Here is a 21,316-nt window from a genome sequence, read left to right as displayed (position 1 = left end):
TAATCAATAGGGTAGGATCACATAACTATTAAAAAACAACAATCTTTTAGAAAAGAGCCTTATTTTTTAATATAAGAGTAAAAAGGCTGCCTGAGGGCGGTCTTTTTGTTTTGTAATCCTGCGTTTCCTTATGGCTTGAAACTTTATTCTTATAAGATACATTCTTTTCCGTTAAAAGCATATCCCATAACGGAAATTATTTGTGATGAGTTGAAAGCGTTTTCAAATTAAACTTTAATTAGTAAGAAAATTTAAATAATTGTTAAAAAGGGAGGGGAATGGGTGAATATTTTATTATGCTGTGCAGCAGGAATGTCGACAAGCTTACTGGTTACAAAAATGGAAAAAGCAGCCGCAGATGAGGGGGTATCCTGCAAAATCTGGGCCGTTCCAGGGGATGCGGTAAAAAATCACATTGATGAGGCCCATGTGCTGTTAGTAGGCCCGCAGGTACGGTATTTGCTCCCTCAGTTGAAAAAGATCGGGAATGAAAAAGGGATACCTGTTGATGTGATCAATACCGTTCATTATGGAACATGCAACGGGGCTGAAGTTCTTAAATTTGCAAGGCAGTTAATAGGAAAATAGGGGAGTGACAGTATGAGCAGATTAAATGACATTTTAGAAAACAAGGTCATGCCAGTTGCTGGTCGTGTTGCAGGCCAGCGCCATTTACAGGCTTTACGTGACGGTATTATTTTAACGATGCCGCTGATCATTGTAGGATCATTGTTCCTGATACTCGGTTTTCTTCCAATTCCAGGTTATGAAGAATTTATGGCTAGAACATTTGGTGATGCATGGCTGACGAAGCTTATGTATCCGGTGGGTGCCACCTTCGACATTATGGCCCTGATTGCAGCATTTGGAATTGCTTACCGCCTTGCTGAAAAATATAACGTGGATGCTTTATCGGCAGGTGCAATCTCTGTGGCGGCCTTTTTGCTGGCAACTCCGTACCAGGTTCCATTTACTCCAGAAGGGGCAACAGAAGCCGTTTTAGTCGGCGGAGCCATTCCTTCCGCTTTAATGGGAAGTAAAGGATTATTCGTGGCTATGCTTATCGCTATGATTTCCACAGAAATTTACCGGTTTATTATCCAAAAAAATATTATTATCAGGATGCCTGATGGTGTACCGCCGGCAGTTGCTAAATCGTTTGTGGCCCTGATCCCTGGCTTTATTGTTATCGCACTTATATGGGTTTTACGTTTAATAGTTGAAAATACAAGCTTTGAAAGCTTACACAATATTGTGGGGGAAGTGTTAGGAAAGCCGCTGGGCGTTCTGGGCGGAAGCCTAATTGGAACCCTGGTAGCTGTATTCCTGATTCAGCTTCTGTGGTCCTGCGGGCTGCATGGAGCGTCAATCGTTGGCGGAGTAATGGGTCCAATCTGGCTTTCATCCATGGATGAAAACCGTGTTGCTTTTCAGGCCGGCGATTCCCTGCCGAATATCTTTACACAGCAGTTCATTGATATCTTCATTTATGTTGGAGGAAGCGGAGCGACATTAGCTTTGGTATTAGCGATGCTTCTAAGGTCACGAAGCCAGCAGATGAAACAGCTGGGCAGACTGGCATTCGGCCCTGGTTTATTCAACATCAATGAACCGGTAACGTTTGGGATGCCGATTGTCATGAATCCATTGATGATTGTCCCTTTCGTATTGACACCGATGGTTATGGTTATCACAACGTATATCGCTATGAGTACAGGACTTGTAGCCCGACCGGCTGGAATTGCTGTCCCATGGACCATGCCGCCGATCATAGGCGGCTACCTGGCAACAGGCGGAAAGCTTTCAGGTGCGCTGCTGCAATTAGTTAACTTTGTTATAGCATTTGGTATCTACTATCCATTCTTTAGAATATGGGATAAGCAGAAATACTCAGAAGAGCAGGGAGCTATCGAAATTACATCTGCTAAAAAACTGCAGGCCTAGGAGAGGTTAAATGGTGAAATTGATTATTAACGCCGATGATTTTGGATACTCCAATGGTGTCAATCTTGGAATCATCGAAGCTTTTCAAAAAGGAATTGTAACATCAGCTACTTTGATGGCCAATATGCCGGGAGCTGCCCACGCCGCAGCTCTTGCGGCTCAAAATCCAGGACTGGGTGTTGGTATTCACCTTGTGCTGGACTGCGGGTACCCGGTTAACAGCAGCGTGCACTCTCTTGTGGACGATACAGGGAAATTTCACAAAACTGATGTCGTTTTGAGCGGTGGTGACATCAAAGATATAGAAAAGGAATTAACCAGCCAGATTGAAAGATTTCTGTCGTTCGGCCTTGTTCCAACGCACATTGACAGCCACCACCATGTCCATGGGCATGAACGGGTATTCCCAATTGTTAAAGATCTGGCAATTAAATATGATATCCCTATTAGGCCGGCTTCAGAAGAATTATTAAAAGCCGAAGATTCTTTGAAATCCGTAGACTACTTTAATCCTGAATTTTACGGTGAGAGCCTGTCAAACCAAACGATTATAGATGTGATCAATAAATGCAAGGATTATGAAACGGCTGAAATTATGACACACCCTGCGTATCTTGATGAAGCGATTCTTTCTGGAAGCTCATATGCACTCCCAAGAGTGAGGGAACTATCTATCCTGACTGCTCAAGAGGTTCGTGATTTCATCTCAGAACAAGGAATTGAACTGGCAACCTATAAGCAAATAGCCGGTCAATCTTACGTATAAAGGAGAGTAAAGGATGGAAGAACAAGAGGGAATCATCTTTCAGATCATCCTTCATGGAGGAAATGGGAGAAGTTCGGCCATGGAGGCCATTGCTGCTGCTAAACAAGGGAAATTTACTGAAGCAAGAGAAAAACTAAAAGAAGCGGGTGAAGCTTTAAATGAAGCACACCGCTTTCAAACTACACTCATCCAAAATGAAGTACGCGGCCAAAAATATGAGATGTCGCTATTAATGGTCCATGCCCAGGATCATTTGATGAATGCCCTGACAGTCAAGGATCTTGCTGGTGAAGTAGTAGATTTATATGAACATTTATAAATAGAATACTATTAAGCTGGAAACTGACATCCAAAGGGTCAAAAGCCAACGGTTCACGGGATACATTTACCCGCGGCCTAAGCGGCGTACCCTTGCAGGATGTCTGCTTCTTTTATAGCGCAATACGGCTTTCATTCCCCCCTCTTCTTTCCGGATTTCGGTCTATCTTGTATTACGATTTTCCTTAATATTAGGAAAAGGGATGAATGGTTATGAAAGCGCTCTTATAATAGAATGAACGTATAGCCATCCTGGATAAAATTCTTGAAAAAAAACGAACAATAATTTAGGAGGAAAAGTTGATGAATATACTTTTATGCTGTGCTGCGGGAATGTCTACTAGTTTATTAGTTACGAAGATGGAAGCTGCGGCTGCTGAACAGGGAATTGAATGCAAGATCTGGGCGGAGGGTGCCAGTGCGATTAATGATCATATTGATTCAGCGGATGTACTGTTACTCGGGCCTCAGGTTCGGTATTTGCTGCCTCAGATGAAGAAGCTGGGAGAAGCCCGCAACATCCCTGTAGATTCGATTAATATGGTTCATTACGGAACCTGCAATGGGGCTGAAGTTTTAAAAGCAGCTTTAAATCTGGCCGCTACCCGAGTGTAAAGTTCTTACTTTACACCTACATAGACCATCAAAAATGATATCTAAGAAACTGGGGAGGCTTATTATATGAAAGACATGGAATCTGTCATTTTTCAGATTATCCTTCACGGAGGCAATGGAAGAAGCTTAGCCATGGAAGCCATTCATGCCGCAAAACAGGGCAGTTTTGAAGAAGCAAAAAGTAAATTACAAGAGGCATCAGGCGCTCTAAATGAAGCGCACAAATTTCAGACAGCACTCATACAGGATGAAATCAGAGGCGAAAAAACGGAAATGTCTCTATTGATGGTCCACGCACAGGATCATTTAATGAATGCCATGACATTAAAAGATTTGGCAGCTGAATTGGTGGAAGTGTATGAAAATATGAAATCCTTGAGAGGTGTGAGTTCATGACTAAAGGAATTAAAATAGCAACAATTGGCGGGGGATCCAGCTATACGCCGGAATTAGTCGAAGGCTTTATTAAAAGATACTCTGAGCTTCCGGTAAGGGAATTATGGCTTGTGGATGTAGAAGCCGGGAGGGAAAAGCTTGAGATCGTCGGACAGCTGGCCAAACGGATGATTGAGAAATCGGGTCTTCCTATCGAGGTTCATTTAACACTCGACCGTAAAGCTGCATTAAAGGATGCAGATTTCGTGACGACTCAATTCAGAGTAGGCCTTTTGGATGCCCGTGCCAAGGATGAACGAATTCCAATGAAGTATGGTGTTCTCGGCCAGGAAACAAATGGACCAGGAGGACTTTTCAAAGGACTTCGTACGATTCCGGTTATTCTGGATATATGCCATGATATGGAAGAGCTTTGTCCCAATGCCTGGCTGATTAACTTTACAAACCCTGCAGGAATGGTAACAGAAGCTGTTCTTCGTTATTCCAATATCAATAAAGTAGTAGGTTTGTGTAATGTCCCGATTGGAATGGAAATGGGAATAGCAAAGCTCCTGGATGTTGAGCATTCCAGAGTACGCATTGATTTTGCTGGTTTAAACCATATGGTGTATGGACTTGATGTGTATGTCGACGGTGTGAGTGTCAAAGATGAGGTAATTAATCTACTGACGGATCCTAATAACAGCAGCTTCGTCAAAAACATTCAAGGTCAAGGCTGGGAGCCTTCCTTCATAAAAGCATTGGACGTACTGACCTGCCCTTACCATATGTATTATTATAAAACACGTGAAATGCTTGAAAAGGACCTTAAGAATTTCGAAAATGGCGAAACTCGTGCTGAGGTAGTGCAGAAGCTGGAAAAAGACTTATTCGAACTCTACAAAGATCCTAATCTAGACATTAAGCCGCCTCAATTGGAAAAAAGAGGAGGAGCCTATTATTCGGATGCAGCTGTGCGTCTGATTACGTCCATCTATAATGATAAACGTGATATCCAGCCGGTAAATACTAGGAATAATGGGGCGATTGCAAGTCTCCCGGATGATTCTGCAGTTGAAGTAAGCTGTGTAATCACTAAAGAGGGCCCTAAGCCAATTTCTGTAGGCGACCTTCCTGTAGCTGTCCGTGGATTGGTCCAGCAGATTAAGTCTTTTGAACGTGTTGCGGCAGAAGCAGCTGTTACAGGCGATTATGACAAAGCGGTATTGGCTCTTACCATAAATCCTCTTGTAGCATCTGATAAATTAGCCAAGCAAATCGTAGATGAAATGCTAGAAGCTCATAAAGAGCATCTCCCTCAGTTTTTTAAAGTGGTTGAAGCGTAAGTGTTAATCAAGTGGTTCTGGAATGCTTTAAGCACCAGAACCACTTTTTGTTTAGGAGAGGCTTCTTGGTGAGCATGAAATAAAGCAGGCATCATATTGTTTAAATAGGATGTGAAACTAGAGTACTGCAGAGTTTTGTAAAAGGCTCTTTTCTAAAAGATTGTTGTTTTTTACTAAGTTTGTGAATCTATTCTATTGTTAAACAGGTTGATTGGAATGTAAGGTGCGAGACTCCTGCGGGAGTAGCGGGAGGAGGTGAGACCCCAAAGGCGAAGCCGAGGAGGCTCAGCGCCCGCCCCGCGGAAAGCGAACATCCTGTAGTGGAAATCAACCCCCTTGTACAATAACAACAAAGTTTACGAAAACAGCCTTGTAAAAAAGGCGAAGAGAAAGAAGAAAGTTTCATGATGGAGGAGGATAAGGTTGGTAAAAAAAATTCCGATATATGCGTCCGGCATATTAATTGCCTGCCTGGGGGTAGCGTTGATTATCAATTCAACAGTTGGAGCAGGACCATGGGATATATTATTTGTCACCCTGACGGTAAAATTTGGGCTGACAATGGGATCATGGGTGATGATATGGCAGGCAGGATTTTTGATATTTAATGCCATTATCCTTAAAAAACGGCCTGAAATAGAATCCTTTATAACCGTGCTGCTGTGGGGAGTTACGGTTGATTTTTGGATGTTTATTGTGGTTAAAGGCACAGATTTTACTGCATCGCCTCTTGTGATTAAGTGGTGCGTGTTTTTGATTGGGGTCACCCTTATCGGCTTTGGAGTGGGAATCTATTTATCAACCAATCTGCCAAGAATGCCATACGATGGCACCATGGTGGCGATCAGCCAGAGATATAAACTCAGTCTGAGGGTATCACGTCTGATTCTGGAAGGAACAGCAGTTATTTTAGGATTCTTGCTTGGCGGTACCATGGGAATAGGAACGGTTGTGATTGTGCTGGCTATCGGAAGCATCATACAATTCTTTAATAAAATGGCCAATCGGATTATAGACAGCAAGCTTATGTTCCGGGCTTGAGTCTGGTTGTGTTTCATTCCAATCGTTTAACAGTTTTGCGACGTATCCATCTAATCTATCGTTAAAGTTGGCTGAGATTAAATGCAGAATCATTCTGAAGAAATCCCTGGCAGAGTAGGAGGTCATGCAGGTTACCTCACCTTATTAACTTTTGTGGTGTGACAGCGGCTTATGCAAGGCCCCACAGCGGCATGCTGACGATGAAGCGGGACCATAGTGTGATGTCAGGGCTGTCGACAAAGTTTTGGCCGCCTTTTCTAAGGCTATGCATTAAAGAAAAGCACTGGTATTTAACAGAGGATGCAGCTCGGCAATCAGCATATACATAAGAAGAAAAGCATAAAGGCAGGTTGATAAGCATAAGACACCATTTTTGAGCATTGAATCAAGAGAGATAAGCATAAGCGTTGGAAACATAAGCATAAAACTTAAAAACAAAAGCGTAAACCTTCTGAACATAAGCATATAATTCATAAAGGTAATCATAAAAGCACCTGCATCTTTCTGGTACCTATGTATATTGTGAAAATATCTTATGAAACGAACAGATTTTAAGACCTGAGAGCTAAAATTATAAAAAAGTTAAATAAATGTATCATTTTGTCCTAAAATTAATGGTATTTTCAATTAAAAATGGCCCACAATTTTCCTTATGCTAATAAAATCCTCTATTACTAAAACGACCGATTCTTAGCTGACTAGTTTGATTGTTATGATCCGTGAATCTTGCAGCGGCTCTCGTTTTTTAGAAAGATAGAATGAATATCCCCGCAAGCGGCGGCACAATTGAGTGCTGTTCTTTTGTTTTTACAATAAAAGTAAAACTATGGATAGACTTGGATGTAAAAATGGATTAATCTAGAAGAGATTTTATGTTAAACACATCAGGAGGTACTCAGTGAAGAAGATATTTTATAAAGGAATTCTATGTGCGTTGATTGGTATAACAGGACTGGCAGCGGGAGAAAAAGGTACGGCCCCAACTGTATCCGCTGCAGCTCAAAATCTAGCTCATACCATTACCTTTAGTAATAAAGTTCAGGTTAAGACCTTGTTTTATCCTTATAGAGATCCAGCAAATGTAAGTGCCGATGCGGCTAAGGGATTGCAGGGAATAACTGTAGATCCCAGCAGCAATATGTATTTAACGTATGCCACTGGGGATAAAACCCGGTACGGCTATATCTATAAATATAACAGTAAGGGAGTTTTACTAAAAACTAGTAAACTGCTGACACTCGGCCACGGACAGGCCATTTCCTATAAAGATGGGTATCTGTATCAATTGGCTGATGTTAAAGGGCAAGCCAGTTATACCCTGCAAAAAATTAATCCGAATACCCTGACGGTAGTGAGGACCTGGACTGTTCCTTCCATCATCCATCCTAATGTGATGGGAATGCTGAACAGCACTACAGCGATCGGGATTTCAAAAGTGGGCGATGGGTATGATATCAACAAAATTCATTTGGGAAGCGGAAGGGACGCAACCAGGGATTGGCGTGAAAAGATTCATATCAAAGGCCAGATCGGGAAAACTCCTAAAAAAGAAATCCAAGGGTTTGCTATAGGGAATGGTAAGTATTATCTGCTTTCCAATGGGGAGTATATGACATGTAATATGGATGGGACTAGTATTAAAAAAGTTTCATTAAATACTACCAGGGAACCAGAAGGAATTGCGGTAAATAAGTATGGGAAGATATTGATTTCATTAAATAAATTGAATGAAGTGTTTATACAAAAGTAGATATAAACCATTAATAAGCAAACAATTGCTGGTTTTAAAGCCATTGTTTTTATTGGCTTTAATGAGTGGTTATCGGAATGAAATAAAGGGGAGCATCTCAAATGTTGCGCCAGCTCAAGTTCCTGGTGTCATTACAGTTTCATCTTCCAACGAATGGTCTACTGACAAAATCGCCTTTTATTCAAACTATGGGAATGCGATTGATGTCGCGGGACCTGGCGGAGATAACGGTCCACTCTATGACAGCTTATACCGTCAAGACCCAGCGGGAAATTATCTGGATAAACGTGATTTCACTTATCGCACACTATCTACCTATCCTAGTTATCCTGTAGGCGGTGGAAATGCTACCACACAATTCTCAGACGGCAACTGGCACGGATACTCTTATTTACACGGAACATTCATGGCAGCGCCAAAAGTAGCTGGCGTGGCCGGAGTCATTAAAGCAGCCCATCCTGAATACTCTCCTGCACAAGTTGCCGATGCAATCAGAAAAAGCGCTAAGGACTTGGGTAAACCAGGGACGGATCCACTATATGGAGCCGGGGAAGCGAATATCTTTAATTTCTTAGAGGCGGATAAATAAATTGTTTGAGCTTCACTCCTATCCCAGAGTGAAGCTCTTTTTAATTTTATATACAGCCTATTACTCATTCTAGTATTTTTTTTAAATATTATCTGTCGACCCGTAAAATAGGCATCTAGTATCCCTGCCCATAAAGCCTTCAGCTCCGCTTCTGTTCTGATTTTTTTCAGCGATTCTCCTGCTAATAGGCATATATAACAAGCGTTTTTTCGTTTGTTGAATAATTTGCCTATAGGTGCTAAACCATTTGTGTATCTAAATGAGATATAGATAATCCTGTGAAAGCATTCAGGATGGGGAAGGGAAGTGTGCAGATAGAATGATAACGTATGAGACATGGGCTGATGGGGCTTCCCGGGAACTGGAGGGAAAGGATTATTTCGATGTTCTTAAATGGGCATATAACCAGTATGGAGATGAAATTGTTTATGCCTGCAGCTTTGGAGCAGAAGGCATTGTGTTAATCGATCTCATTTCAAAAGTTAACAAGAATGCAAGAGTGATATTCCTCGATACTGAGCTTCATTTTCAAGAAACGTATGACCTGATTGATAAGATGAAAGCCAAGTATCCTCTATTAACCATTGACCTCGTTAAACCTAAACTTTCTCTGGAACAACAGGAAGAACGGCATGGAAAAGAATTATGGAAGCATAATTCGAACCAATGCTGTCATATGAGAAAAATAGAGCCCCTTGCTGAACAGCTTTCTGGAATGAAAGCCTGGATTTCTGGCCTCCGGAGAGAACAATCTCTTACACGTAAACATGTAGAGTATATCAACAAAGATGAAAAGTTTAAGCTTATTAAAATATGTCCCTTGATTCATTGGACTTGGGATGATGTTTGGACATATATCAAGCTTAATCAACTCCCGTACAATGAACTCCACGATCAGAATTATCCGAGCATCGGCTGCCGTATGTGTACTGTTCCAGTGACAGACGGCTCAAATTCACGCGGCGGCCGCTGGATGAATAGTGAAAAAACGGAATGCGGACTGCATACATCTAATTAGGAAAATCGTCACAAGCAGCAGGTGAAGTATGTGATGGGGCAAAACATTAAGCCCATGATTAAAGTCAATAATTTTAGGGGTGCAGGACATCATGGATAATCACATAATTTGGCATAAATCGGCCATTACCAGAGAAGACAGACATCATTTAAATGGGCATAAAAGCGGAGTGCTCTGGTTTACAGGACTTTCTGGATCTGGGAAATCTACTCTTGCAAATGCAGTGGATGCCCAGCTCTATGAATTAGGGGTAAGAAGCTATGTACTTGATGGAGATAATATCCGGCACGGTCTGAATAAAGGACTGGGATTTGGCATCGAGGACCGGATAGAAAATATCAGGCGGATAGGCGAAGTAGCCAAACTTTTTGCGGATAGCGGCCAGATTGTGAGTACGGCTTTTATTTCTCCGTTTCGGGAGGACAGGGAGCAGGCAAGAAGTTTGTTCCCGAGCGGCGAGTTTATCGAGATATTCGTGGATTGTCCGCTGGCTGTATGTGAAAAAAGAGATCCAAAAGGTCTATACCGGAAAGCGCGGCGTGGAGAAATACGCGATTTTACCGGAATCGATTCACCATATGAAGCCCCATTAAATCCAGAATTAATTATCGAAACGTACCGGCATTCAATTTTTAAAGCAGCAGATATTGTAGTTTCTTATTTAAGGAATCAAAAGTTTATCCCTTAAGAACGTTGATGTTTCAACGTTCTTTCTTTAGTTACAATAGTAAATGAATACGGAGTACAAGGCGTTTGCTATGAAAGATTAAGACTAAATATTAAATCAGGAACAGAAGGTTTCCATGAAGGGTAGGACACTGATATTAGTAAAAGAGGGAAAGTAAGGAAAAATAATATTGAAGTATAAGAATATTCTGATATTTCAAAAAAATAAGCAAATAGGCATCCGTCCAAATACACCCAAATACTTACATAAAAGGATTTTATAGGACTTGCGTGGCATTTACTGGTCAGACTGACATGATATAGTCTTAAAGTACATTGTAAACGCTGCCACTCTCTAGTTATAAAGGTACATTTACAATTCACTTACATATCTAAAGGAGGATGTATGAAAAAGAAAGCTCTCATTATTTCTTCAGTTTGTTCTGTTTTTTTAGGAAGTACGGCGGCATTTGCTGATGGGGATGCTATAGAAGCACCTTCAATTGAAAAGGCTGAAAAGAAATTTTCTGCGGGCTCACCTCCTCATCCAATTTTTTCCTGGAATTCACCTATTATGCCTGTATCAGGTGTTCTCCACCCGGGTTCTGCCCGTGGAGCCGGCATGGTGGAAGCTCCGCTTAGGGAAATTGACCAAGTGATGGATAAGGCCATCGCGGATAAGGTAATGCCAGGAGCCGTAGCGTTTGTTGCCAGGGGAGGACATATCGTAAAAAACAAAGCATATGGCCATTCGTTTCGATACACGGACGGCTCTTTTACGGAAACGCCAAACCCTATACAAATGCAGGAAAATACGATTTTCGACCTGGCTTCTGTCAGCAAAATCTTCACATCCACTGCCTTCATGATCCTGCATGAACAAGGGCTGGTTAAGCTGGATGATCCGGTTATGAAGTATATTCCTGAGTTTGCTCAAAACGGGAAAGAGAAGGTCACAGTGAGACAGCTTTTAACACATACTTCCGGCTTTGTATCCTGGATCCCTCTATACAGCAAAGGAAGCTCAAGGGATGAAAGAATGCAGTTAGTATTCAAACAGCCGCTGTCAAATCAGCCTGGCACCAAGTACACTTACAGCGATTTAAACATGATTACGCTAGGCGCCATCATCGAAAGACTTTCTGGTATGAGACAGGATGAATTTGTTAAAAAATACATTACAGATCCTCTCGGGATGGAGGATACCATGTATAACCCTCCTGCATCCCTGAAAAATAGGATTGCCGCTACGGAGTTCCAGAAAGTGCCTGATAGAGGCCTCGTATGGGGACAGGTCCATGATGAAAATGCATGGTCCCTTGATGGTGTAGCAGGCCATGCCGGAGTATTTTCTACAGCTTCTGATCTCGCAAAACTCGCTCATATCTTCTTAAATGAAGGCAGATACGGCGGAAAAAGAATCCTTAAATCAGGAACGGTAAAACTTCTGCTTGAAAACCAAAACCAGGCATTTCCCGGAAATGACCACGGGCTGGGCTGGGAACTAGGTCAAGGCTGGTATATGGATGCATTGTCTGACAGCGGTTCATTTGGACATACTGGCTATACCGGGACATCCATAGTAGTAAATCCTAAACTTAAAACGATTGCGATACTCCTGACGAACAGAGTACACCCAACCAGAACCACTGTTTCAACGAATCAGACAAGGAGATTATTTGCAAGGCAGGTAGCCGATTCCATTCCAGTAGCCATACCGGGTAAAAAATCTGCATGGTTCGCAGGATATGGAGATAAACAGACCAAAGTCATGGAAGCAGATCTGACGCTCTCCGAAGATGCTTTATTAACTTATAACAACTGGTACAGTCTGGAGACAAATGCCGATTACGGCCGCGTAGAAATATTGAAAGATGGCAGCTGGCAGAAAATTGCCGAGTATACAGGCGGCGCGGGAAGCTGGGATTCACAGGAACTTCTTATACCTAAGGAAGCTGAAAAAATTCGCTTTTCATATACAACAGACGGCTCCGTAAATGGCCGCGGCTGGTATGTTCAGGATGCAGAATTGAATCATAAAAGACTCGACTTTTCCACCAATCAGTGGGAATTAAGAGATTATTAAGTTAACAATTTTAGGAGGTATAGCATGAATAAACAAATGAAGAAAAAGCTGGCAACGGCTCTAGCTGCAGGGTTACTCGTCACACAGTTTCCTATGCTTGGAGGAAAAGCTTCAGCTGCTGAAACACAATCCTCTGCAACAAACTTAATCATTGATCAGAATATACCAGAAATAAATAAGCAGTTTAAGGATAACAAGATCGACTTGAATGCTCTGCACATTTATCGGGATGGCCACTTCATGCAGACATCTAAGAATCTAAAATGGAGGTCTTCCAATAAAAATGTCGCGACTGTGGATGCAGATGGAGTCGTAACCCTTCTAGGACACAACGGGAAAACCTTTATAACAGTATCTGACGGTAAAGACAGCGACCGGCTATCCATTCAATATAAAGGAAACGCTGATGTGAAGATTAAAGTGGAAAAAGCAGCGGGTAAGCAGTACGATGTGATCGATAACGCCATTTCCCATATGTCAGTGGAAGAGAAAGTCGGCCAGATGCTGATGCCTGACTACAGAAAATGGAATGGGACAAACGTAACGGAAATGCTGCCGGAAATTGCTCAGCAGGTAAAGGACTATCACTTGGGCGGCGTAATCTTATTTGCTGAAAATGTGGTAGCTACCGAGCAGACCGCAAAGCTAGTGAACGCTTATCAGGAAGCTTCTGAAAAATACGGTCTATTAATGACGATTGACCAGGAAGGCGGAATCGTAACCCGACTTCAGTCTGGCACCCATATGCCGGGGAATATGGCTCTTGGTGCAACACGTTCTGAAGAAATTTCTGAAAAAGTAGGCAAAGCCATCGGCGAAGAGTTGAATTCCCTAGGTATCAACATGAACCTTGCACCTGTACTGGATACCAATAATAACCCGGATAATCCGGTCATCGGCGTCCGTTCCTTTGGGGAAGACCCTGAACTTGTCGCAAAATTGGGCAATGCCTACATTAAAGGCATGCAGAACAGCGGAATTGCGGCTACTGCCAAACATTTCCCGGGACATGGTGATACAGCAGTGGATTCTCACTTGGGACTGCCGGAAGTCCCACATGATATTGACCGCCTGAAAAAAGTTGAGCTATATCCATTCCAGAAGGCCATGGATGCTGGGATCGATGCAATCATGACAGCTCATGTAACTTTCCCGAAGATCGACGATTCTAAGGCGATCTCGAAAAAGGATGGAACCGAAATTTCAGTTCCAGCAACTCTATCCCACAAAGTGTTAACCGGGCTGATGCGGGAAGAAATGGGTTATAAGGGAGTTATCATTACTGATGCCATGAACATGCAGGCCATCAGCGATCATTTCGGTGCTGTTGATGCAGCAATCCGAGCTGTAAAAGCGGGAACTGACATTGTATTAATGCCAGTTGGACTCAAAGCAGTAGCGGAAGGACTCTATGATGCAGTAGAATCTGGAGAAATTCCTGAGCAGCGGATTGAACAATCAGTAGAGCGCCTGTTAACTCTTAAATTAAACAGAGGCATTGTCAAGTCAGAAACAGAAAAAAGCATTGATGAAAAAGTACAAAATGCCCTTGCGGTGGTTGGATCCCCTGAACATAAACAAGTCGAAAAAGAAGCAGCCGAAAAATCCATTACACTTGTAAAAAATAATGGCGTGCTGCCTTTGAAAGCGGCTAAGGAAGATAAAATTGCTGTCATTTCAAACTTATATAATGCGGACCTTTTGGCTGCTGTGAAAAAGCATCATGAAAATGTAACGGCTATTTCAGCTTCGAAACCGTTGACCGCTACTCAGCTGGCCCAGATTCAGGATGCAAAGTATATTATCCTTGGTACTTCAACATCAACGGTTTCTGGAAGATCTCCAATCAGCGATCTTATGAAGCTTGCAAATCAGCTCATTAGCCTGGATACGCCGGTCATTAGTCTAGGTATCAGAAATCCTTATGACATTATGGCCTACCCGAATACAGATGCATACTTAGTGCAATACGGTTTCAGGCCAGCAAGCTTTGAAGCGTCTGTAAATACAATAATCGGCCAGATTAATCCATCAGGAAAACTTCCAGTAACCATCTACAATGGTACCGGCGGTGTATTATACGGTTTTGGGCACGGCTTAAACTACTAATAGAAAAGAAAAGGGAGAGGATTTTTAGTGAAAAAATGGCTAGCCAGCATTATAACACTTCTGCTCATGTTCTCAGTCTTTACTGCCGCAATAGCTGATAATGACCATAAGTATGATAAAAATAAAAAACACTCCAAGTTCCGCCTTGGAGTGGATGTTCTTCTCCAGGATAAGATCAGCCTCCTGAAAGGCAAGAGGGTCGGCTTGATTACAAATCCAACTGGGGTAGATCAGCAGGTTAACAGTATTGTAGATTTACTTTCCAATCATAAGGATGTCAACTTAACGGCTTTATATGGCCCTGAACATGGGGTACGCGGCAGCGCGCAGGCAGGCCAATATGTTGAATACTATACAGATCCAAAGACCGGGCTTCCTGTATACAGCTTATATGGAAAAACTAAAAAACCGACTCCTGAAATGCTTGAAAATGTAGATGTTCTCCTATTTGACATACAGGATGTGGGTACCCGGTTTTACACGTACATTTATACAATGGCTTTAGCCATGGAAGCGGCAAAAGAAAATAATAAGGAAATCATTGTACTGGATCGTCCGAATCCGTTAGGCGGCGAAAAAGTAGAAGGCCCTGTATTGGAAGATAAATATTCTTCCTTCGTTGGAGAATATGAGATTCCTGTAAGACATGGAATGACTGTAGGCGAACTGGCTTTGTTATTCAACAAAGAATTTAACATCGGCGCGGACCTTACCGTTGTAAAGATGGAAGGCTGGAAGCGGGATATGTATTATGACAACACTCCGCTTGAGTGGGTCCTTCCTTCTCCAAACATGCCGACACTTGAAACAGCGGTGGTCTATCCAGGCGCAGCGCTGATCGAAGGGACAAATGTTTCGGAAGGAAGAGGTACAACCAAACCATTTGAATTAATCGGGGCTCCGTTCATCAATGGCGACGACTTGGCTGCGAAATTGAATTCTTTAGATATGCCAGGAGTTCAATTCAGATCAGCATCCTTTATCCCGACTTTCTCTAAACATGTGAATGTTCTGTCGCACGGGGTACAGATTCATGTGACAAACAGAGAATACTACCAGCCATTCGAAACAGGACTGCAAATCGTCAAAGCAATCCACGATATGTATCCGGGCCAGTTTGCTTTCAGGACCCCTGCATCTAATGGAATCTCATTCTTCGATAATCTCGTAGGAAACGGTTCAATCAGGCAGGGAATTGAAGAAGGCAAAACCGTAGAACAAATGAAAGCCGAATGGCAGAATGGTTTAGACGATTTCAAGAAAGTAAGGAAAAACTATCTTCTGTATAAGTAAAAGAGAGGGCGGCTCCTGCAATGGGCCGCTTTTTTTAGACATCATTTCGACTCTTGACTGAGTAAGGAAAGTCCTTAATAGCCAGGATGAAGCCCATTTTCTTTCGTAATTCAGGAAGATTCGTCCTTCACAGGGATGATGAAGTCCAATTCGATTCTTAACTGAGTAAGAAAAGTCCTTCATAGGCCGGATGAAGCCCATTTTCTTTCGTAATTTAGTAAGATTCGTCCTTCATAGGGTTGATGAACTCCATTTCGACTCTTACCTGAGTAAGAAAAGTCTTTCATAGCCCGGATGAAGCCCATTTTCTCTCGTAATTTAGGATGATTCGTCCTTAATAGGTTCATAAAGTCCAAGTCGAATCCTGACTGGGTAAGTATGGTCCGTCAATGGCTTGATGAATGCATTGTTTTACTTTTGTATTGGAGAATGTATTTGGTTAAGCGCCTTTTCATTGCAGATCCTATTAATAGAAAATACAATAGATTTGAACAGTGGGAAAAATAACATGGGAAAAACTTTGTACATAATAGGAGGGAGAAAAATGAAACGGTTATTAGATTGTACTGCATCCGATTTTCAACAGATGTCTGGAGGGGATCTGAAGCAATCGATTCTTGCTTCTGAAGGAAGGGTCATGATTTCGGAAGTGATTGGAACGGTAAACCCGTATTATCCGGCAGTTACCAATGCAGAAATGGCAGCAGCTTTCGGGGCTGATATGATTCTACTGAATTTATTTGATGTGAATAATCCAATTGTGCAGGGTTTGGATGTTGAACCGGACACGATGGTTCAAACTTTAAAAAAACTGACAGGGCGTCCAATCGGGCTGAATTTGGAGCCAATCGATGAAAAGGCGGAGAGACTGGAGCAGCTGGACACTTTGCCGGAAGGACGGACAGCATCTGCGGCATCCCTTAAGAGGGCGAAGGAATTGGGGTTTGATTTTGTCTGCTTAACGGGTAATCCTAAGACAGGCGTTTCTAATACTGAAATTCGCAATGCCATTGAAAGGGCTAGGGATGTTTTGGGAAAAGAAGGATTAATTATTGCTGGAAAAATGCACGGAGCTGGTGTAGCGGGAGAAACAGGCGGCAGCATCATCAACTCTGAAGTGCTCAGTTCTTTTGTAGAAGCAGGTGCTGATATAATTCTCCTCCCTTCTCCAGGAACAGTTCCCGGCTTTACAGTAGAAAAGACGGCACAATTGGTAGACGAAGTGCATGCAAAAGGAGCTTTGGTTCTCCTTACTACTGGTACAAGCCAGGAAGGTGCCGATGTAGATACAATTAAACAAATTGCTCTCAACAGCAAAATGGCTGGTGCAGATCTTTATCATATCGGAGACGCTGGCGCATCAGGCATGGCCATTCCGGAAAACATTATGGCTTATTCCATTGCTATTCGTGGGAAGAGGCATACCTATGTGCGTATGGCCTCTTCAGCTAACCGTTAAGAATTGTATGAGCAGGATATGATGAGTTCAATCTGTACCTGTGTTACTATAAGGGAACGAAAAAAAATGAGGTGACTTGCATGAAAATCGAAGTCTGGTCAGATTTTGTCTGCCCATTTTGTTATATTGGGAAGCGCAGGCTGGAAGAAGCATTAGCTCAATTTCCAAATAGAGATTCAGTTGAGCTTGAATTCAAAAGCTTTGAGCTGGATCCGAATGCTGAAAAATTTTCCGGAAAAAATATTCATGAGGCTCTAGCAGAGAAGTACGGAATGACTATCGAACAAGCGCGGAATGCCAATGCTGGTGTCGGGCAGCAGGCAGCAACTGTAGGGCTCTCTTTCAATTTTGAAGATATGAAGCCAACGAATACATTTGATGCACACCGGCTTGCTAAATTTGCCAAAACTCAGGGGAAAGAAGCACTTATCACAGAAGAACTTCTTCATGCGTATTTTACTGATTCTAAGGACCTTGGCAATCTTGAAGTTCTGGCTGATCTTGGCTCTCAAGCAGGCTTAGACAGGCAGGAAGCGATGCAGGTTCTGGAAGACAAAAATGCATACTCGAATGACGTCCGCATTGATGAGGCCATTGCCCAGCAATATGGAGTGACAGGAGTGCCATTCTTTGTAATCAACCAAAAATACGCAATTTCCGGTGCCCAGCCGAAAGAAACGTTTGTTAATGCTATTCAAAAAGTATGGCTCGAAGAAAACCCTGCACCTAAATTACAGGATTTATCAGGAAATTCCGCTTTAGACGCAAGCTGTTCTGATGGATCATGTGCGGTGCCGAATGATAAAGAATAAGTAAGGGGAGAGCATTTTGCTCTCTTTTTTTGTTCTGGAAAAGGTTATTTGCAGGATTTTGGAGATATATGCAGGATTATTTGAAATTTTGCAGGATTTTCAAAATATATGCTGAATTTTCAAAATATATGCTGGATTCCCGCCTTTAAGCAACTCCGGTGATAAGATGGGGGCACTAGTAAAAGTAATGAACATCATTTTCGCTGTAGTAATGCAAATAGGGGTCTTCATTCATAAAGCTCATTACCGATTCCAGGCCCTGCTTATATAAATGCATGTCTTTTTTTATGGATAAGTAGGGTATAATACACGAGGATGAATAGGAAAAATACAAAATAGCAATGAGGGTACATGATGAATAAAACGGGGTTTAACGAATTTAATCTAAGTGAGGATATAGTCAAGGCACTGGACCATCTGAATTACGAGAATCCAACAGAGGTTCAGAGTAGAGTAATTCCTGTGGCACTTGAAGACCAGGATCTTGTGGTCAAGTCTCAGACCGGAAGCGGTAAAACCGCATCCTTCGGTATTCCCATCTGTGAAAATGTGCAGTGGGAAGAAAACAAGCCGCAGGCACTGGTGCTGACACCTACACGGGAGCTGGCAGCACAGGTCAGGGAAGATATTACGAATATAGGCCGATTTAAAAGAATTAAAGCTGCAGCCGTATATGGAAAATCTCCGTTTGAAAGACAGAAGCTTGAGTTAAAGCAAAAGACACATGTTGTGGTCGGGACACCGGGGAGGGTACTCGATCATATTCAGAAAGGTACACTTGCTTTGGAACAGATTAAGTATCTTGTTATAGATGAAGCAGACGAAATGCTTAATATGGGCTTCATTGATCAGGTAGAAGCCATTATTCAGGAACTGCCCGCTAAGAGAGTGACCATGCTCTTTTCAGCAACCCTTCCTGAAGATGTAGAGAACTTAAGCCGCAAGTATATGCAGGCTCCGGTTCAGATTGAAATAAAAGCAAGCGGCCTTACTACGGATAAAATTGAACATTCGATCATTGAAGTAAAAGAGGAAGATAAGTTTTCTCTGCTAAAGAATGTAACAATTGTTGAAAATCCAGACAGCTGTATCATTTTCTGCCGCACACAGGAGAATGTCGATCAGGTTTATTTGGAGCTCGAATCTGCCCATTATCCGGCTGATAAAATCCATGGCGGGATGATACAGGAGGATCGATTCGCGGTAATGGATGATTTCAAACGCGGATTATTCCGTTATCTGGTTGCTACAGATGTAGCGGCAAGGGGGATCGATGTGGAAAATATCTCACACGTGATCAATTATGATCTCCCTATGGAAAAAGAAAGCTACGTGCATCGGACAGGGAGAACAGGGAGGGCTGGCAAAGCAGGGAAAGCCATCACATTTATTACTCCGTATGAACAAAAATACCTTTCGGAGATAGAAGATTATATTGGCTTCCAAATAGAAAAAACAGATCCTCCATCAAAAGAGGAAGTCAATCAGGCGAAGACTGCGTTTGAAGATAAAATACACTCCAGGCCCGAAGTTAAACGAGACAAGAGTGAAGCATTAAATAAAGAAATCATGAAGCTGTATTTTAATGGAGGTAAGAAAAAGAAACTCCGCGCTGTCGATTTTGTCGGTACAATTGCCAAAATCCCAGGAGTCACCGCAGATGATATCGGGATCATTACAATTCAAGATAATGTTACATATATAGATATCCTGAATGGAAAAGGCCAAACCGTACTGCAGGCAATGAAGAACACAACGGTAAAAGGAAAACAGCTGAAAGTGCACAAGGCCAAAAAATAAGGTGTGAAGGTGGAGCCCGGAAACGGGGGACCGAAAACGGGGGACTGTCCCCAATTTCCCGGAGGATGATCCCATACGCTGCATGGGTAGGAAGGGGCCAGTTTTTATTTCCTAAAGAAGCCCTGGCCTTTATAGAGGCACTCGGGCTTTTTTATATGTTTAATTCTAATTCCCGCATGATTGCCATTGCTCTATGAACTAGTAACCCGAAGACTGTTTTTGATATCAGATGGTTTTTGGGGGAAAGCTAACATGGAGGTGAGTAAGATGATGCGGAATGAAAAAAGACCAATTTCCTATCAGCAGACGCTGGGAACTAAAAGTGAGCGGGCACAGCTTCCAAAAGGTTATGATATATCTGCCTTCGACGAAGACAACCCCGAAAACCCGACAAGAGATCTGAATGATGATTCAAAACAGTAGTGGGTAAAGCCTGACAACTCTTTTATAGAGTTGTCTTTTTTTTGAAATAAATCCTGTAACCGTTATGGGTATAATACGTAAAGGGCCATCCCGTAAACAAAAAAACCTTTAGTATCGTAAAATACCTCGTTAATTCCTTCCAAAAATTTTTCTCGCCCTTAACCGTACTATTACTCTATAAAAAATACTGGAAGCGAAGCCGGGAGTATTGGTGACCACTTTTACCGAATAAACACTTTTAAGGCAGTATTGACCAATAGTAGTCACATGGTAAACTAATAAAGGAGAGAAATTCTGGAAAATTGGAGGGAGAGCATTGTTTCAACTATACATAGATAAAGACGTTTCTTTGCGTATATTTATTGATAAAGATGCAGAAGAGTTTTACCAACTAACGATGGATTCTAAAAATTACTTGAGAGAGTGGCTCGGATGGGTGGATTTTACACAAAAGGTTGAGGACACAGCAGCATTTATTGCAGGAACGCATAAAGGCGTGGCTGAAACAGGGGGACATCCAAAGTCTGCAGCTATTATATATAGAGGAGCGATAGCAGGTACAATCGGATTCAATGAAATAAATAAGAGCCATAAGTTCGGTATCGTTGGCTACTGGCTTGGAGAAGGATTTCAGGGTAAAGGAATCATGACGAAAGCATGCAGAGCATTCGTGGATTACGGTTTCCAGACCATGGGACTAAATCGGATTGAAATTAGAGCTGCAGAGGGCAATATGAAAAGCAGGGCCATCCCGGAAAGGTTAGGTTTTACGGAAGAGGGGAAAATCAGGCAGGCTGAATGGCTGTATGATCATTATGTAGACCATATCGTATATGGCATGCTTTCTGATGAATGGAATAAATAAATAGAAAAAAGGTATCCGGGCAATTTCCGGATACCTTTCTT

General features: G+C 42.2%; 20 protein-coding genes. All 20 read left to right on the top strand.

Annotated features, from left to right (window positions below; translation table 11 throughout):
- The first annotated feature begins 282 nt into the window (after window positions 1–282).
- The 20 genes from CUU66_RS16660 to CUU66_RS16565 all read left to right on the top strand — a co-directional run bounded on the left by CUU66_RS16660 (window position 283) and on the right by CUU66_RS16565 (window position 21,275).
- Complete coding sequence (locus CUU66_RS16660) at window positions 283–588, top strand: PTS sugar transporter subunit IIB (protein ID WP_101644202.1); 306 nt, start codon at window positions 283–285, stop codon at window positions 586–588.
- 12 nt (window positions 589–600) lie between these two features.
- Window positions 601–1,944 carry a PTS cellobiose transporter subunit IIC gene (gene celB, locus CUU66_RS16655; RefSeq protein WP_101644200.1) on the top strand — a complete coding sequence of 448 codons (1,344 nt, stop codon included), beginning with the start codon at window positions 601–603 and terminating at the stop codon, window positions 1,942–1,944.
- Between the two features lie 13 nt (window positions 1,945–1,957).
- Complete coding sequence (chbG, locus tag CUU66_RS16650) at window positions 1,958–2,710, top strand: chitin disaccharide deacetylase (protein ID WP_101644211.1); 753 nt, start codon at window positions 1,958–1,960, stop codon at window positions 2,708–2,710.
- A gap of 13 nt (window positions 2,711–2,723) precedes the next feature.
- Complete coding sequence (locus CUU66_RS16645) at window positions 2,724–3,029, top strand: PTS lactose/cellobiose transporter subunit IIA (protein ID WP_101644198.1); 306 nt, start codon at window positions 2,724–2,726, stop codon at window positions 3,027–3,029.
- A 302-nt stretch (window positions 3,030–3,331) separates the two neighbouring features.
- Window positions 3,332–3,643, top strand: a complete 312-nt coding sequence (locus tag CUU66_RS16640) for a PTS sugar transporter subunit IIB (RefSeq protein WP_101644196.1) — start codon at window positions 3,332–3,334, stop codon at window positions 3,641–3,643.
- A gap of 66 nt (window positions 3,644–3,709) precedes the next feature.
- Entirely contained in the window at window positions 3,710–4,039 is a 330-nt protein-coding gene (locus CUU66_RS16635; protein WP_219622797.1) for a PTS lactose/cellobiose transporter subunit IIA, read from the top strand.
- Entirely contained in the window at window positions 4,036–5,364 is a 1,329-nt protein-coding gene (locus CUU66_RS16630) for a 6-phospho-beta-glucosidase (RefSeq protein ID WP_101644194.1), read from the top strand. The genes CUU66_RS16635 and CUU66_RS16630 overlap by 4 nt, the downstream gene beginning before the upstream one ends.
- Window positions 5,365–5,787: 423 nt before the next feature.
- Window positions 5,788–6,405 (top strand): YczE/YyaS/YitT family protein, encoded by a 618-nt coding sequence (locus tag CUU66_RS16625; protein WP_101644192.1) that lies wholly within the window; start codon window positions 5,788–5,790, stop codon window positions 6,403–6,405.
- Window positions 6,406–7,303: 898 nt separating this feature from the next.
- Window positions 7,304–8,155 carry a hypothetical protein gene (locus CUU66_RS16615; protein ID WP_101644188.1) on the top strand — a complete coding sequence of 284 codons (852 nt, stop codon included), beginning with the start codon at window positions 7,304–7,306 and terminating at the stop codon, window positions 8,153–8,155.
- A 25-nt stretch (window positions 8,156–8,180) separates the two neighbouring features.
- Window positions 8,181–8,744 (top strand): S8 family serine peptidase, encoded by a 564-nt coding sequence (locus CUU66_RS16610; RefSeq protein WP_257968033.1) that lies wholly within the window; start codon window positions 8,181–8,183, stop codon window positions 8,742–8,744.
- Between the two features lie 319 nt (window positions 8,745–9,063).
- On the top strand, window positions 9,064–9,762 hold the full coding sequence (locus CUU66_RS16605) for a phosphoadenylyl-sulfate reductase (protein WP_101644186.1): 699 nt from the start codon (window positions 9,064–9,066) through the stop codon (window positions 9,760–9,762).
- 91 nt (window positions 9,763–9,853) lie between these two features.
- Window positions 9,854–10,450: an adenylyl-sulfate kinase gene (gene cysC, locus CUU66_RS16600; RefSeq protein ID WP_101644184.1), complete on the top strand. Its 597-nt coding sequence runs from the start codon at window positions 9,854–9,856 to the stop codon at window positions 10,448–10,450.
- Between the two features lie 384 nt (window positions 10,451–10,834).
- Window positions 10,835–12,514, top strand: coding sequence for a serine hydrolase domain-containing protein (locus CUU66_RS16595; protein WP_101644181.1), 1,680 nt, complete (start codon window positions 10,835–10,837; stop codon window positions 12,512–12,514).
- 24 nt (window positions 12,515–12,538) lie between these two features.
- Window positions 12,539–14,623, top strand: a complete 2,085-nt coding sequence (locus tag CUU66_RS16590) for a glycoside hydrolase family 3 protein (protein WP_101644179.1) — start codon at window positions 12,539–12,541, stop codon at window positions 14,621–14,623.
- A 27-nt stretch (window positions 14,624–14,650) separates the two neighbouring features.
- Window positions 14,651–15,916: an exo-beta-N-acetylmuramidase NamZ family protein gene (locus CUU66_RS16585; RefSeq protein ID WP_101644177.1), complete on the top strand. Its 1,266-nt coding sequence runs from the start codon at window positions 14,651–14,653 to the stop codon at window positions 15,914–15,916.
- Window positions 15,917–16,460: 544 nt separating this feature from the next.
- Window positions 16,461–17,375 carry a DUF7916 family protein gene (locus tag CUU66_RS16580; protein ID WP_101644175.1) on the top strand — a complete coding sequence of 305 codons (915 nt, stop codon included), beginning with the start codon at window positions 16,461–16,463 and terminating at the stop codon, window positions 17,373–17,375.
- An 80-nt stretch (window positions 17,376–17,455) separates the two neighbouring features.
- Window positions 17,456–18,187: a DsbA family oxidoreductase gene (locus tag CUU66_RS16575; RefSeq protein ID WP_101644172.1), complete on the top strand. Its 732-nt coding sequence runs from the start codon at window positions 17,456–17,458 to the stop codon at window positions 18,185–18,187.
- Window positions 18,188–18,541: 354 nt separating this feature from the next.
- A complete protein-coding gene (locus CUU66_RS16570) occupies window positions 18,542–19,987 on the top strand; it encodes a DEAD/DEAH box helicase (RefSeq protein WP_101644170.1) in 1,446 nt (481 codons plus the stop codon).
- A 252-nt stretch (window positions 19,988–20,239) separates the two neighbouring features.
- Window positions 20,240–20,410 (top strand): hypothetical protein, encoded by a 171-nt coding sequence (locus CUU66_RS24335; RefSeq protein ID WP_219622796.1) that lies wholly within the window; start codon window positions 20,240–20,242, stop codon window positions 20,408–20,410.
- A gap of 316 nt (window positions 20,411–20,726) precedes the next feature.
- Window positions 20,727–21,275, top strand: coding sequence for a GNAT family N-acetyltransferase (locus CUU66_RS16565; RefSeq protein ID WP_101644168.1), 549 nt, complete (start codon window positions 20,727–20,729; stop codon window positions 21,273–21,275).
- Window positions 21,276–21,316 lie beyond the last annotated feature (41 nt).

The organism is Peribacillus deserti, from assembly GCF_002863585.1.
Classification (GTDB): Bacteria; Bacillota; Bacilli; order Bacillales; family DSM-1321; genus Paraperibacillus; species Paraperibacillus deserti_A.
The sequence above is the reverse complement of the archived record's forward strand: the minus strand, read 5'-3'. Positions and strand labels throughout refer to the sequence as shown.

Coding starts and splice junctions, on each gene's coding strand:
- celB (WP_101644200.1), top strand. CDS start 601: ATGAGCAGATTAAATGACATTTTAGAAAACAAGGTCATGCCAGTTGCT.
- CUU66_RS16645 (WP_101644198.1), top strand. CDS start 2,724: ATGGAAGAACAAGAGGGAATCATCTTTCAGATCATCCTTCATGGAGGA.
- CUU66_RS16640 (WP_101644196.1), top strand. CDS start 3,332: ATGAATATACTTTTATGCTGTGCTGCGGGAATGTCTACTAGTTTATTA.
- CUU66_RS16635 (WP_219622797.1), top strand. CDS start 3,710: ATGAAAGACATGGAATCTGTCATTTTTCAGATTATCCTTCACGGAGGC.
- CUU66_RS16630 (WP_101644194.1), top strand. CDS start 4,036: ATGACTAAAGGAATTAAAATAGCAACAATTGGCGGGGGATCCAGCTAT.
- CUU66_RS16605 (WP_101644186.1), top strand. CDS start 9,064: ATGATAACGTATGAGACATGGGCTGATGGGGCTTCCCGGGAACTGGAG.
- cysC (WP_101644184.1), top strand. CDS start 9,854: ATGGATAATCACATAATTTGGCATAAATCGGCCATTACCAGAGAAGAC.
- CUU66_RS16595 (WP_101644181.1), top strand. CDS start 10,835: ATGAAAAAGAAAGCTCTCATTATTTCTTCAGTTTGTTCTGTTTTTTTA.
- CUU66_RS16590 (WP_101644179.1), top strand. CDS start 12,539: ATGAATAAACAAATGAAGAAAAAGCTGGCAACGGCTCTAGCTGCAGGG.
- CUU66_RS16580 (WP_101644175.1), top strand. CDS start 16,461: ATGAAACGGTTATTAGATTGTACTGCATCCGATTTTCAACAGATGTCT.
- CUU66_RS16575 (WP_101644172.1), top strand. CDS start 17,456: ATGAAAATCGAAGTCTGGTCAGATTTTGTCTGCCCATTTTGTTATATT.
- CUU66_RS16570 (WP_101644170.1), top strand. CDS start 18,542: ATGAATAAAACGGGGTTTAACGAATTTAATCTAAGTGAGGATATAGTC.
- CUU66_RS24335 (WP_219622796.1), top strand. CDS start 20,240: ATGGAGGTGAGTAAGATGATGCGGAATGAAAAAAGACCAATTTCCTAT.